This window comes from Streptomyces sp. NPDC016845, from assembly GCF_044332585.1.
Classification (GTDB): domain Bacteria; phylum Actinomycetota; class Actinomycetes; order Streptomycetales; family Streptomycetaceae; genus Streptomyces.
The window spans coordinates 487,602-500,972 of record NZ_JBIRPI010000002.1; the positions used below are offsets into that span (position 1 = coordinate 487,602).

Consider the following 13,371-nt stretch of genomic DNA (forward strand, 5'->3'; position numbering starts at 1 on the left):
TCGCGCGGGCCGGGCGCCCGCCCCGCACCGCCGAACAGGTGTCGGCCATGTCCGACCAGCTATGGCGTGAGGGGCGTTCAGGCCCGGAGCGTCACGCTCGCGGAGCCGTATCGCCCGCCCCGCGCACCGGACGGGCGCTCAGCCGCGCACCCCGCACAGATGCAGCAGCGCCGCCACCCGCCGGTACGGCTCCGTACGCCCCGCCCGCTCCTCCGCGGCGAGCAGCGTCTGCAGCTCTCCGCGCTCCGGCAGGTCGGCCCCGTCCTCGGCCTGGTCGGTGAAGACCCGCACCCCGTACCAGGCGTGCAGCGGGGCCCCGATCCCGGCGAGCGTGTCCGTCAGCTGGGCCAGCCGGTCCGCCCGGACGTCGAGCCCGAGGCGGTTGTGGTAGGTCGCCGAGTCGAAGGCGCCGAGCGCCGTGACCCAGTCACCGGCGAGGCCCGGCCGCATGGCGAGCGCGTCCGCGTTCCGCACGAGCAGCGAGAGCAGGCCGCCCGGGGCCAGCATCCGCGCGAGGCCCGCGAGCAGCGCGTCCGGCTCCTCCACGTACATCAGGACGCCGTGGCAGAGCACGACGTCGAAGCTGCCGGGCAGGAAGTGGACGCCGGTCTCCCGGCCGTCGCCCTCGACGAGCCGCACCCGCTCGCGCACACCCTCCGGCTCGGCGGCCAGCGCCTGCTGCGCCACGGCGATCATCTCGGCGTCCTGCTCGACGCCGGTGACCTTGTGCCCGGCCCTGGCCAGGCGCAACGCCTGCGTGCCCTGGCCCATCCCCACGTCGAGCACCCGCAGCCGCTGCCCGACGGGGAACCGGCCGGCTATCTGCTCATCGAGCTGCCGGGCCGTCAGCTCCTGCCGTACGACATTGCGCAGACCGCCCAGCTTCGCCTGCCAGGCGCGCGCCGCGTCCCCGGTGAAGGACTCCGTGCTCAGGGTCGCTCCCCACGCTTTACCTGCGGCTTCGGCAGACGAAGGCGCTTCATCTGCAGCGTGCGCATCAGCGCGTACGCCACCGCGCCCTTGCGGCGCTCGTCGGGGAACCTGTCCGCCAGCTTCTTCTTCAGGCGGAAGCCGGTGATGGCCGAGTCGATCACGATCGCGACGATCACGAACAGCCACAGCAGCAGCGCGATGTTCTGCAGCGAGCCGACGCGGACCATGCTCAGGACGAGGATGATCACCGCCATCGGCAGGAAGTACTCGGCGATGCAGAACCGCGAGTCGACGAAGTCGCGCGCGTACTTGCGCACGGGACCCTTGTCGCGGGCCGGCAGATAACGCTCGTCACCACTGGCCAGCGCGGCGCGCTGACGCTCCATCGCGGTACGGCGCTCCTCGCGCTGACGCCCGCGGGCCTCCTTGGGCGTCATCTTGGTGTTGGCCACGCTGCGGCGCTGCGACTGGGCCGCGCTGCGCTTGGGCGTGGGGCGGCCCTTGGGCGCCTGCGGGTCTCGGGTCTGCGTGGACGAGGAGGTCACCGGGGCCTTGGCGGCAGTGGCCTTGTCGTCCTTGGATCGGCTACGGAACACAAAAGCCAAGGGTACGCGGTGGACGTGCATGGACCACAGGCCCGTGGGGAACGATCCGGCAACGTCGTGCGTCCATAGGGGCACCGTAAGGACACACAAGGGCACACCGTAGGGATCCTCCTACTCCTCACGCCGGATCGGAGCAGCACGCAGTCGTCCTTGGGGATGAGCGCATCCGCACCTGAACAGTGCGGTAATAGATGCAGGACCCGTACTGTGGATTCTGTCGCAGTGCTGGAGCTGGAACGGCCGGTCGGATCTGTCAGAAGGGGGCGCGCGAAGCCCATGAGCGGTGTCATGAAGCGTATGGGGATGATCTTCCGCGCGAAGGCGAACAAGGCCCTTGACCGGGCCGAGGACCCGCGCGAGACCCTCGATTACTCGTACCAGAAGCAGCTGGAGCTGCTGCAGAAGGTGCGCCGCGGCGTCGCCGACGTGGCGACCAGCCGCAAGCGCCTGGAGCTGCAGCTCAACCAGCTCCAGGGCCAGTCCTCGAAGCTGGAGGACCAGGGCCGCAAGGCGCTCGCGCTCGGCCGCGAGGACCTGGCCCGCGAGGCGCTGTCCCGTCGCGCCGCGCTCCAGCAGCAGGTCACGGACCTGCAGACCCAGCACCAGACGTTGCAGGGCGAGGAGGAGAAGCTGACCCTCGCGGCGCAGCGGCTGCAGGCCAAGGTCGACGCCTTCCGTACGAAGAAGGAGACCATCAAGGCCACCTACACCGCGGCCCAGGCGCAGACGCGGATCGGCGAGGCGTTCTCCGGCATCTCCGAGGAGATGGGCGACGTCGGCATGGCGATCCAGCGCGCCGAGGACAAGACGGCCCAGCTCCAGGCGCGGGCCGGCGCGATCGACGAACTGCTCGCCTCGGGCGCCCTCGACGACCCGTCGGGGCTCGCCAAGGACGACATCCAGAGCGAGCTGGACCGCCTCTCCGGTGGTACGGACGTGGAGCTGGAGCTGCAGCGCATGAAGGCCGAGCTGGCCGGCGGCTCCTCCCCGTCCAAGCAGGCGATCGAGGGCGGCGCGGGCCAGGGCCAGCAGACGCAGCAGCCGCAGGACACTCCGCGCTTCGACAAGCAGTAGCCCACAGCAGGCAGGTAACGGCCCGAGGAGGGCGTCATGATCGTACGGATCATGGGGGAGGGCCAGATGAGGCTGGCCGACGGCCACTTCGCCGAGCTCGACAAGCTGGACGACGAGCTGCTCGCGGAGATGGAGGGCGGCGACGAGCCGGGCTTCCGGCGCACGCTCTCCGCGCTCCTCGACGCCGTGCGCCGCCTCGGCACGCCGCTCCCGGACGACGCCCTGGAACCCTCCGAGCTGATCCTGCCCGCCGAGGACGCGACGCTCGAAACGGTCCGGGACATGCTCGGCGACGACGGCCTGATCCCGGGCTGACCCGCGCCGCGGTACAGGGGACGGCTACCGTGAACCCGGTGACCCCCCTCGTACGGTGGGCCAGGGCGCACCCCCTGGCCCTGGACGCCATCGTCGCCCTCGGCGTCCTCATCGCCATGGTCGCCGGTTCCTTCGTCGACCCGCACGGCCCCGACGGGTCGTACGTCTGGGGCGCCCGCACCCCGGAAGCGCTCAGCCTCCTGCTCATGGTGCTCGGCGCCGCCGCGCTCATCTTCCGGCGGGTCGCCCCCATGTACGTACTGGGCGCGACGTCGGCCGTGTCCATCGTCGAACTCGTCACCGGTGAGCCCCGCGCCCCCGTCGTGATGTCCGCCGTGATCGCGCTCTACACGGTCGCCGCGACCACCGACCGCCCCACCACCTGGCGCGTCGGCCTCGCCACGATGGCCGTGCTCACCGCCATCGCCATGCTCGCCGGCCCGCTGCCCTGGTACGCGCAGGAGAACATCGGGATCTTCGCCTGGACCGGGATGGCCGCGGCGGCGGGCGACGCGGTCCGCTCCCGGCGCGCCTTCGTCCAGGCCATACGCGAGCGCGCCGAACGGGCCGAGCGGACCCGGGAGGAGGAGGCGCGGCGGCGCGTCGCGGAGGAGCGGCTGCGCATCGCCCGCGATCTGCACGACGTCGTCGCCCACCACATCGCCCTGGTCAACGTGCAGGCCGGAGTCGCCGCGCACGTCATGGACAAGCGGCCCGACCAGGCCAAGGAAGCCCTCTCGCACGTCCGCGACGCCAGCCGCTCCGCGCTCGACGAACTCCGCGCCACCGTCGGCCTGCTGCGGCAGAGCGGCGACCCGGAGGCACCGACCGAACCGGCGCCCGGACTCGACCGGCTCGACGACCTCGTCGCCACCTTCCGCCACGCGGGCCTGCCCGTGGAGGTGGCCCGCGCCGCGTCGGCCCCGGCGCTGCCCGCCGCCGTCGACCTGGCCGCCTTCCGCGTCGTGCAGGAGGCGCTGACCAATGTGCGCAAGCACGCGGGGTCCGACGCGAAGGCCGAGGTCAGCGTCGTACGCGTAGGCCGGGACGTGGAGATCACGATCATCGACGACGGGCCCGGCGCGGTACCCGTACCCGCCGACCGCCTCGACGAGAACGGCGGCCACGGCCTGCTCGGCATGCGCGAACGCGTCACCGCGCTCGGCGGCCGCCTCTCCACCGGACCGCGCTACGGCGGCGGTTTCCGCGTCCATGCGATCCTTCCGGTCGACGCCCGCACGACCACACCAGGGGATGCCACGCCATGACGAGCGGCACAAGCACGGACTCGACCACCGGCATCATCAGGGTGCTGCTCGCCGACGACCAGGCCCTGCTGCGCAGCGCCTTCCGCGTCCTCGTCGACTCCGAGTCCGACATGCAGGTGGTGGGGGAGGCGTCCGACGGCGCCGAGGCCGTGCGCCTGGCCCGCTCCGAGCGGCCCGACGTCGTCCTCATGGACATCCGGATGCCGGGCACCGACGGCCTCGCCGCGACCCGGGAGATCAGCGCCGACCCCGGACTCGCCCACGTACGCGTCGTGATGCTGACGACGTTCGAGGTCGACGAGTACGTGGTCCAGTCGCTGCGGGCCGGGGCCTCCGGGTTCCTCGGCAAGGGCGCCGAACCCGAGGAACTGCTCGGCGCCGTCCGCGTCGCCGCCGCCGGGGACGCGCTGCTCTCGCCCGTCGCGACCAAGGGCCTGATCGCCAAGTTCCTCGCGCAGAGCGACGGTTCGGACGACGGGACCCGGGCCGGTGGCGCCCACGCGGAGCGGCTCGCCGCGCTCACCGTGCGCGAGCGCGAGGTCCTGGTCCAGGTCGCGGGCGGCCTCTCCAACGACGAGATCGCGGAGCGGCTCGAAGTCAGCCCGCTCACCGTGAAGACCCACGTGAATCGCGCCATGGCCAAACTCGGCGCCCGCGACCGGGCCCAACTCGTGGTAATTGCCTACGAATCGGGCCTCGTCCGTCCAAGGGTGGAGTGACGCCACCGCCGTATGTACTACGGCCGCAGTAGGCGCCGCATAAGAACGGGACCTGGGAGCGACGAAGCGGGCCCTTTCCGTGGCCGAAGGTGTAGGTGGGCCCCGGAGCATGTCCGCGCCATGGGCCGTCATCCACCGCTCACGCCCCTGGAGAACCCCGCCCCATGTCATGGCTGTCGAAATTCAGCCTCGCTCAACGCGCCCTGATCGGGCTGGTGTCCATCATCGCGCTCGTCTTCGGCGCGATAGCGATCCCCCAGCTCAAGCAGCAACTGCTGCCCACCATCGAACTGCCCATGGTCTCCGTCCTGGCCCCGTACCAGGGCGCGTCCCCCGACGTGGTGGAGAAGCAGGTCGTCGAGGTGCTGGAGAACTCCATCGACGCCGTCGACGGAATCACCGGCGTCACCTCCACGGCCTCCGAGGGCAACGCGCTGGTGATGGCCCAGTTCGACTACGGCAGCGGGAGCGACTCCAAGCAGCTCGTCGCCGACGTCCAGCAGGCCGTCAACCGGGCCCGCTCCCAGCTGCCCGACGCCGTCGACCCGCAGGTCGTCGCCGGTTCCACCGACGACATCCCGACCGTCGTGCTCGCCGTCACCTCCGACAAGGACCAGCAGGCCCTCGCCGACCAGCTCGACAAGACCGTCGTCCCGGCCCTCAAGGACATCGACGGCGTCGGCCAGGTCAGCGTCGACGGCGTCCGCGACCTCCAGGTCGACGTCACGCCGGACGACAAGAAGATGGCGGCGGCCGGGATCAGCGTCCAGACGCTGAGCCAGTCCCTCCAGGCCGGCGGCGCCACCCTGCCCGCGGGCTCCTTCGCCGAGGACGGCAAGAACCGTACGGTCCAGGTCGGCGGCGGCTTCACCTCGCTGCGGCAGATCGAGGACCTCATGGTCACCGGTCAGGGCGTGAAGAAGCCCGTACGCCTCGCCGACATCGCCACGGTGAAGCAGGAGCAGTCCACCGCGGACTCGATCACCCGCACCGACGGCCGCCCCAGCCTCGCCGTCGCCGTGACCATGGACCACGACGGCTCCGCCGTCACCATCTCCGACGCGGTGCAGGACAAGCTCGACGACCTGCGGAAGGACCTCGGCTCCGGCGCCGAGCTGACCGTCGTCAGCGACCAGGGCCCGGCCGTCTCCAAGTCGATCTCGGGTCTGACCACGGAGGGCGCGCTCGGCCTGCTCTTCGCGGTCATCGTCATCCTGGTCTTCCTGGGGTCGCTGCGCTCGACCCTCGTCACCGCGGTCTCCATCCCGCTGTCGGTGGTCCTCGCGCTGATCGTCCTGTGGACCCGCGACCTCTCGCTCAACATGCTCACGCTCGGCGCGCTGACCATCGCGATCGGCCGCGTAGTCGACGACTCGATCGTGGTCCTGGAGAACATCAAGCGCCACCTCGGCTACGGAGAGGAGCGCCACGAGGCCATCCTCAAGGCGGTCCGCGAGGTGGCGGGAGCGGTCACGTCCTCGACCCTGACGACCGTGGCGGTCTTCCTTCCCATCGGCCTGGTCGGCGGCATGGTCGGCGAGCTGTTCGGCTCGTTCTCCCTGACGGTGACGGCGGCGCTCCTCGCCTCCCTCCTCGTCTCGCTCACCGTCGTCCCGGTCCTCTCCTACTGGTTCCTGCGCCCGCCCAAGGCGATCCAGGGCATCGACCCGGAGGAGGCCCGCCGCAAGGCCGAGGAGAAGGAAGCCCGCTCCAAGCTCCAGCGGATCTACGTCCCGGTCCTGCGCTTCGCCACGCGCCGCCGGCTGACCAGCCTGCTCATCGCCGGCGTCGTCCTGCTCGGCACGATCGGCATGGCGCCGCTGCTCAAGACGAACTTCTTCGACCAGGGCGAGCAGGAAGTCCTCTCCATCAAGCAGGAGATGAAGCCCGGCACCAGCCTGGCCGCGACCGACGCCGCGGCCCAGCAGGTCGAGAAGGTGCTCAACTCCCTCGACGAGATCAAGGACTACCAGGTCACCATCGGCAGTTCCGGCTTCATGGCCGCCTTCGGCGGCGGCACCGACACCAACCAGGCCTCGTACCAGGTCACGCTCAAGGACAAGGCGTCGTACGAGGACACGCAGGACCGCATCGAGCGCGAGCTCGGCAAGCTGTCCGGCATCGGCACGACACGGATCTCCGCCGGTGACGGCTTCGGCAGCCAGGACCTCAGCGTGGTCGTCAAGGCCGCCGACGGTTCCGTGCTCGACAAGGCGTCCGAGCAGGTCCGCAAGGTCGTCGCCGCCCTCGACGACGTCACCGACGTCTCCAGCGACCTGTCGCAGTCGGTGCCGCGGATCTCGGTTCGCGCCAACGACAAGGCGGCCGCCGCCGGGTTCGACGACACGACGCTCGGCGCCGCCGTCGCCCAGGCGGTGCGCGGTACCACCAGCGGCAAGGCGATCCTCGACGACACCGAGCGCGACGTCGTCGTGAAGTCGGCGAAGCCGGCGACGACGATCGACGAGCTGAAGAACGTGCCGATGGGTCCGGGCGGGGTGAAGCTCGGCGACATCGCCACGGTGCGGCTGGTCGACGGTCCGGTCTCCATGACGCGCATCGACGGCGCCCGCGCGGCCACCATCACCGCCAAGCCCACCGGGGACAACACGGGCGCGGTCGGCACCGACCTTCAGAAGAAGATCGACAAGCTGGACCTGCCGGAGGGTGCGACGGCGTCGATCGGCGGCGTCACCTCCGACCAGGACGACGCCTTCAAGAACCTCGGCCTGGCGATGCTCGCGGCCATCGCGATCGTCTTCATGCTGCTCGTGGCCACGTTCCGGTCGCTGGCGCAGCCGATGATCCTGCTGGTCTCGATCCCGTTCGCGGCGACCGGTGCGATCGGGCTGCTGGTCATCACCGGTACGGCGATGGGTGTGCCCGCGATGATCGGCATGCTGATGCTCATCGGCATCGTCGTCACCAACGCGATCGTCCTCATCGACCTCATCAACCAGTACCGGGCCCAGGGGCTCGGCGTGGTCGAGGCCGTGGTCGAGGGCGGCCGTCACCGCCTCCGGCCGATCCTGATGACCGCCCTGGCCACGATCTTCGCCCTCCTCCCGATGGCGCTCGGGGTCACGGGCGAGGGCGGCTTCATCGCTCAGCCGCTCGCGGTGGTCGTGATCGGCGGCCTGATCACATCGACGCTGCTGACGCTGCTGCTCGTGCCGACGCTGTACGCGATGCTGGAGCTCGGCAAGGAGCACCGGGCGACCAGGCGCGCCGCGAAGCGGGCCCGCAAGGCCGACGTCCCGACCCAGTCGGACTCCCCGGAGTCGGAACGGGCCGGGGTCTGACCCCCTAGGGGCGCGGGGAACCGCGCGACCAGCCACGACAAAGCCGCAGCCGCGTCTGCTCGATACATCAGCAGACGCGGCTGCGGCTTTTCGCTGGTTGCTCGCGCCGTTCCTCGCGCCCCCGAGGGGGCTCGGTTACGGCAGGGCCAGCATGCGTTCGAGCGCCAGCTTCGCGAACTGTTCCGTCTCGCGGTCGACCTCGATGCGGTTCACGAGGCGGCCGTCGGCCAGCGACTCCAGGGCCCACACCAGGTGGGGCAGGTCGATCCGGTTCATGGTCGAGCAGAAGCACACCGTCTTGTCGAGGAAGACGATCTCCTTGCCCTCGGGAGCGAACCGGTTGGCAAGCCGCCGCACAAGGTTGAGCTCGGTTCCGATGGCCCACTTGGACCCGGCCGGCGCGGCCTCGAGCGCCTTGATGATGTACTCCGTCGATCCGACGTAGTCCGCCGCGGCGACGACCTCGTGCTTGCACTCGGGGTGGACGAGGACGTTCACGCCGGGTATCCGCTCACGCACGTCGTTCACCGACTCCAGCGAGAAGCGGCCGTGCACGGAGCAGTGCCCGCGCCAGAGGATCATCTTGGCGGCGCGCAGCTCCTCCACGCTCAGCCCGCCCCCGGGCTTGTGCGGGTTGTACACGACGCAGTCCTCGAGCGACATGCCCAGATCCCGCACGGCGGTGTTCCGCCCGAGGTGCTGGTCGGGCAGGAAGAGCACCTTCTCGCCCTGCTCGAACGCCCAGTTCAGCGCGCGCTCGGCATTCGACGACGTACAGATCGTGCCGCCGTGCTTGCCGGTGAACGCCTTGATGTCGGCGGAGGAGTTCATGTACGAGACGGGCACGACCTGCTCGGCGATCCCGGCGTCGGTGAGCACGTCCCAGCACTCGGCGACCTGCTCGGCGGTGGCCATGTCGGCCATCGAGCACCCGGCGGCGAGGTCGGGGAGCACGACCTTCTGGTCGTCGCCGGTGAGGATGTCGGCGGACTCGGCCATGAAGTGCACACCGCAGAAGACGATGTACTCGGCCTCGGGCCGCGCGGCGGCGTCCCGCGCGAGCTTGAAGGAGTCGCCGGTGACGTCCGCGAACTGGATGACCTCGTCGCGCTGGTAGTGGTGCCCGAGCACGAACACCTTGTCGCCGAGCTTCTCCTTGGCCGCGCGGGCCCGCTCCACCAGGCCGGGGTCGGAGGGCGAGGGCAGGTCGCCGGGGCAGTCGACACCGCGCTCGCTCGCGGTGTCGGCCTCGCGGCCGAGCAGCAGGAGCGCCAGCGGCGTCGGCGAAACGTCCAGGTCGACGACTGCCTGGGGGGTCTGGGCCGTGGTCACGTCACGCACCCTTTCTTGTTCGCGGAACGAGACTTCTCTCGATACTTCGCATCGCTTCACATCACTTCTCGTCGAAATGACGCTATCTATCATATCCCCTTCATGTCACTTTGACGATGGCGATGTCGTCGATGTGACGCAATCCGCGCCGTCCGCCCCGTGCCCGCTCCGCCGCGGGTGTGCGAGCATGAAAGAGAAGCGCGAAACGTCCCGACGATCCGGAATGGATCCGGGCCTTGGCCGGTTGCAATGGTCGGCAAGCAGTCTCCGTACAACCCGGGAGAGATGTAGATGTCCGTATCGGACGAGACCACCACCGTCAGCGACGGCATCATCCTGAGCGACAACGCCGCGGCGAAGGTCAAGGCGCTGCTCGAGCAGGAAGGCCGCGAGGACCTGGCTCTGCGGGTGGCCGTTCAGCCCGGCGGCTGCTCCGGCCTGCGCTACCAGCTCTTCTTCGACGAGCGCTCGCTCGACGGTGACGTCGTGAAGGACTTCGGCGGCGTCAAGGTCGTCACCGACCGCATGTCCGCCCCGTACCTGGGCGGCGCCTCCATCGACTTCGTCGACACCATCGAGAAGCAGGGCTTCACGATCGACAACCCGAACGCCACGGGCTCCTGCGCCTGCGGCGACTCGTTCAGCTAGAGCGAGCGAGCTTCGAAGCCGGCAGTACGGCGAAGGGCGGTCACCCCGGGTGGGGTGACCGCCCTTCGCCGTACCGGCTGCGGTACCGGCTGCCGGGGACCGTCAGTCCCGGGGCGCCGGAGGGGCGGCCCCGCCCGGCCCGTTCTTCTCCGCGAGCGGCACGGTCCCGCCCTTCTCCCGTACGACCTCACGATCGCCGAGCGGCGCGTCGAGCGTCACGGGCAGCGTGTAGAACTTCGCCATCTCGACGCAGACGGTGCCCTTCTTCTCGGTCGAGGTGACCCGCACGGCGACCTCGTCGCCGGACTCCCTCACGGACGCCGCGTACGTCGCGCACACGCCCCCGGAGAAGTGCAGCGTCAGCCTCCGCCCGTCGGCCCGGTACCCCTGCACCCGTACGTCACCGGTCTGCGACCCCGTACTCGCGGACGCGGACGCGGACGGGGTCGAGGACGGCGGTGTGGCGGTGCTCGGTGCCACCAGGAACTTCGGCTCCACCGCCGGATGTGTCACCGTGAACGCCTTCGCCTGCCCGGCCGGCTCCACCTGGAGCAGCCACGACGGCACCAGCGCCTGCTTGCCCTCCACGTAATGCGCGGCGAGCCCGAACGTGGCCTTCGTGACGGCGACGGTCGTGGACGCGGGCGGCCTCGGCGACGACGGGTCGCACCCGGCGCCCTGCCGACTCTGGCCCGGCTCGGCCGAGGTCCCGTCGAGCGGCACCGCGCTTGCGCACCCGCCCACCTCCGCACGGTCGCCCGCCGCCGAGCTGTTCAGCCGCTCGATCGTCTCCTTCGCGCCGATCGTCGGGTACGTGGCGCCCTCGACCGGCGTCTTCAGCTGCCCGCTGCCGCCGCTCACCTGCCCGTCCGGACCGATCTGGATGCCGGTCGACCAGCCGTACGTGGGCAGCCCGCCGATCACCGGGTCGGCGTTCACCACCCGGGTGGCGCCCATGAGCTGCGTCGCGTCCAGCTTCGCGTCGTCCTCGCCGAGCGTCTTCAGAACGGGGGCCGCGCTCTTCTTCGCCTCGGCCTCGCTCACCGCGTCCTTCGCGCTGCCACCGGTCGCCGGGTCGGCGCACTTCGTCCCGCCCGCGCACTTGTTCCCGGCCGAGGGCGCGTACCGGGCGTACGTCCAGGTCCCCGGCGCCTCCCGGTTCACCTGGAGCGACGGCCCCGAACCGTCCTTCGCCGGTCCCAACCGCCAGGCGCCGCCGTGGAGTTCGGGCTTTCCGCCGACGTCGAGGGCCTTGGCGAGCGCGGCCACCTCCGCGGCCGTCACCTGCCCCTCGGCGCGGTGGACCGGGGCTTCGCCGGGCCCTTCCGGCAGATCGCCGGACGCCCGGTAACGCGTGCCGTTGGGGTCGGGCTCGCCCGGCGCGATCCCGTTCGTCGTGCCCGGACTGCCGCCCTGCGCGTAACCGTCCAGGGCGAGCGGCGGGGGAGTGCCGTCGCCGCCGGCACCGCCGGTACGGGGATCGCCGCCACCGCCCGACGTGTTGTGCGCCGCGAGGTACGCGCCGCCGCCGCCCGCGAGCAGCACAGCCGCCGCGACCGAGGCGACCGCCAGCGTGCGCCGCCGCGGATGCCGATCCCGCGTCTGCTCTTCGGTGCTCACCGCATCGCTCCTTCACCTGTCGCGTCGTATCCCGTATCCCCTCGATGCGGGAGAGCGAAAGGGGACGGCGATGGGACGTGACAGGGGAGCGCACGGTTCCCTCACGCGCGCCCGGGGCTTGTTCTCAGTCGCCGAAGTCCGCCATCGCGTCGATGAGCCGCGCCGACTTCGCGGGCACGTGGACCCCGTGGATACCGGAGGGGCCGACCGCCCGCACGGTCCGGTCCGTCCGGTCCGTCTCCCAGGGCGCCCGGGGCAGTACCCAGTGCGGCACCATCCGCGCACAGTCGCCGCGCAACGCCGCGAGCCCGTCCTGGGCCATGAAAGACACGTCGTAGGTCATATCCGCACCGTATGCACGACACGTCTCAGGAAAAAAGCCCTACTATCGGGTAGTTTCCCCACTTCAGGACAGGGTGTTCGACCCGATAGCGTGAACCGTCAACCCCTCTCTCCTCAGGAAGCGTGACCTCGCCGTGCGAATCGCAGTCACCGGCTCCATCGCCACCGACCACCTGATGACCTTCCCCGGCCGCTTCGCCGACCAACTCGTCGCCGACCAGTTGCACACGGTTTCCCTCTCCTTCCTCGTCGACAACCTCGACGTGCGCCGGGGCGGCGTCGGCGCCAACATCGCCTTCGGCATGGGACAGCTCGGCACCGGCCCGATCCTCGTGGGAGCGGCCGGCTCCGACTTCGACGAGTACCGCGCCTGGCTGGACCGGCACGGCGTGGACACCCACTCCGTCCGCATCTCCGAGACCCTGCACACGGCCCGCTTCGTCTGCACCACGGACGCCGACCACAACCAGATCGGCTCCTTCTACACGGGCGCGATGAGCGAGGCCCGCCTCATCGAGCTGAAGACCGTCGCCGACCGCGTCGGCGGCCTCGACCTGGTGCTCATCGGCGCGGACGACCCGGAGGGGATGACCCGCCACACCGAGGAGTGCCGCACCCGCGACATCCCGTTCGCCGCCGACTTCTCCCAGCAGATCGCCCGCATGAACGGCGACGAGATCCGCCTCCTGCTCGACGGCGCCACGTACCTCTTCTCCAACGAGTACGAGAAGGGGCTCATCGAGTCCAAGACCGGCTGGACCGACGCGGAGATCCTCGGGCGGGTCGGGCACCGGGTCACCACGCTCGGCGCCCGGGGCGTCCGCATCGAGCGGGTGGGCGAGGACCCGATCGAGGTCGGCTGCCCGGAGGAGGAGGCGAAGGTCGACCCGACGGGTGTCGGCGACGCGTTCCGGGCGGGTTTCCTCTCGGGGCTGGTCTGGGGCGTCTCCCTCGAGCGGGCTGCTCAGGTCGGCTGCATGCTCGCCACGCTGGTCATCGAGACGCTGGGCACGCAGGAGTACGCGCTGCGCAGGGCGCCGTTCATGGACCGCTTCCGCAAGGAGTACGGGGACGAGGCCGCCGCCGAGGTCGAGTCCCACCTCAGCTGAGACCCCCCAGGGGCGCGGGGAACTGCGCGACCAGCCACGACGAAAGCCGCGGACGCGTCTGCTCGGTGCATGAGCAGACGCGTCCGCGGCTCTTCGCCGGCTGA

General features: G+C 70.8%; 12 protein-coding genes. 7 read left to right on the plus strand and 5 right to left on the minus strand.

All coding sequences use genetic code 11. The annotated features are described in order from the left end of the window. Positions 1-138: 138 nt before the first annotated feature. Both ACH4RC_RS08300 and ACH4RC_RS08305 read right to left on the minus strand, forming a co-directional pair. A complete protein-coding gene (locus tag ACH4RC_RS08300; RefSeq protein ID WP_398197859.1) occupies positions 139-882 on the minus strand; it encodes a class I SAM-dependent methyltransferase in 744 nt (247 codons plus the stop codon). A 47-nt stretch (positions 883-929) separates the two neighbouring features. Continuing rightward, a complete protein-coding gene (locus ACH4RC_RS08305; protein WP_398196897.1) occupies positions 930-1,559 on the minus strand; it encodes a DUF3043 domain-containing protein in 630 nt (209 codons plus the stop codon). 255 nt (positions 1,560-1,814) lie between these two features. Between ACH4RC_RS08305 and ACH4RC_RS08310 the strand changes: the two genes are divergently transcribed. The 5 genes from ACH4RC_RS08310 to ACH4RC_RS08330 all read left to right on the plus strand — a co-directional run bounded on the left by ACH4RC_RS08310 (position 1,815) and on the right by ACH4RC_RS08330 (position 8,216). After that, on the plus strand, positions 1,815-2,612 hold the full coding sequence (locus ACH4RC_RS08310) for a PspA/IM30 family protein (RefSeq protein WP_398196900.1): 798 nt from the start codon (positions 1,815-1,817) through the stop codon (positions 2,610-2,612). 36 nt (positions 2,613-2,648) lie between these two features. Continuing rightward, positions 2,649-2,927 carry a hypothetical protein gene (locus tag ACH4RC_RS08315; RefSeq protein WP_398196902.1) on the plus strand — a complete coding sequence of 93 codons (279 nt, stop codon included), beginning with the start codon at positions 2,649-2,651 and terminating at the stop codon, positions 2,925-2,927. A gap of 38 nt (positions 2,928-2,965) precedes the next feature. After that, entirely contained in the window at positions 2,966-4,195 is a 1,230-nt protein-coding gene (locus ACH4RC_RS08320; protein ID WP_398196904.1) for a sensor histidine kinase, read from the plus strand. Next, positions 4,192-4,914: a response regulator gene (locus ACH4RC_RS08325; protein ID WP_398196906.1), complete on the plus strand. Its 723-nt coding sequence runs from the start codon at positions 4,192-4,194 to the stop codon at positions 4,912-4,914. The genes ACH4RC_RS08320 and ACH4RC_RS08325 overlap by 4 nt, the downstream gene beginning before the upstream one ends. Before the next feature lie 164 nt (positions 4,915-5,078). Continuing rightward, entirely contained in the window at positions 5,079-8,216 is a 3,138-nt protein-coding gene (locus tag ACH4RC_RS08330) for an efflux RND transporter permease subunit (protein WP_398196909.1), read from the plus strand. Between the two features lie 135 nt (positions 8,217-8,351). Here ACH4RC_RS08330 and nadA read toward each other — a convergent pair whose 3' ends face one another. Beyond that, a complete protein-coding gene (gene nadA / locus ACH4RC_RS08335) occupies positions 8,352-9,548 on the minus strand; it encodes a quinolinate synthase NadA (RefSeq protein WP_398196912.1) in 1,197 nt (398 codons plus the stop codon). A 291-nt stretch (positions 9,549-9,839) separates the two neighbouring features. Between nadA and ACH4RC_RS08340 the strand changes: the two genes are divergently transcribed. After that, positions 9,840-10,196, plus strand: a complete 357-nt coding sequence (locus ACH4RC_RS08340; protein WP_361068990.1) for an iron-sulfur cluster assembly accessory protein — start codon at positions 9,840-9,842, stop codon at positions 10,194-10,196. A 102-nt stretch (positions 10,197-10,298) separates the two neighbouring features. Here the strand turns inward: ACH4RC_RS08340 and ACH4RC_RS08345 are convergent, their stop codons facing one another. Together ACH4RC_RS08345 and ACH4RC_RS08350 are read right to left on the minus strand one after the other, a co-directional pair. Beyond that, a complete protein-coding gene (locus ACH4RC_RS08345; RefSeq protein WP_398196915.1) occupies positions 10,299-11,816 on the minus strand; it encodes a hypothetical protein in 1,518 nt (505 codons plus the stop codon). Between the two features lie 124 nt (positions 11,817-11,940). Then, complete coding sequence (locus tag ACH4RC_RS08350) at positions 11,941-12,159, minus strand: hypothetical protein (RefSeq protein WP_398196917.1); 219 nt, start codon at positions 12,157-12,159, stop codon at positions 11,941-11,943. 133 nt (positions 12,160-12,292) lie between these two features. Here ACH4RC_RS08350 and ACH4RC_RS08355 point away from each other — a divergent pair, with 133 nt between their 5' ends. Next, complete coding sequence (locus ACH4RC_RS08355) at positions 12,293-13,267, plus strand: carbohydrate kinase family protein (RefSeq protein WP_398196920.1); 975 nt, start codon at positions 12,293-12,295, stop codon at positions 13,265-13,267. Positions 13,268-13,371 lie beyond the last annotated feature (104 nt).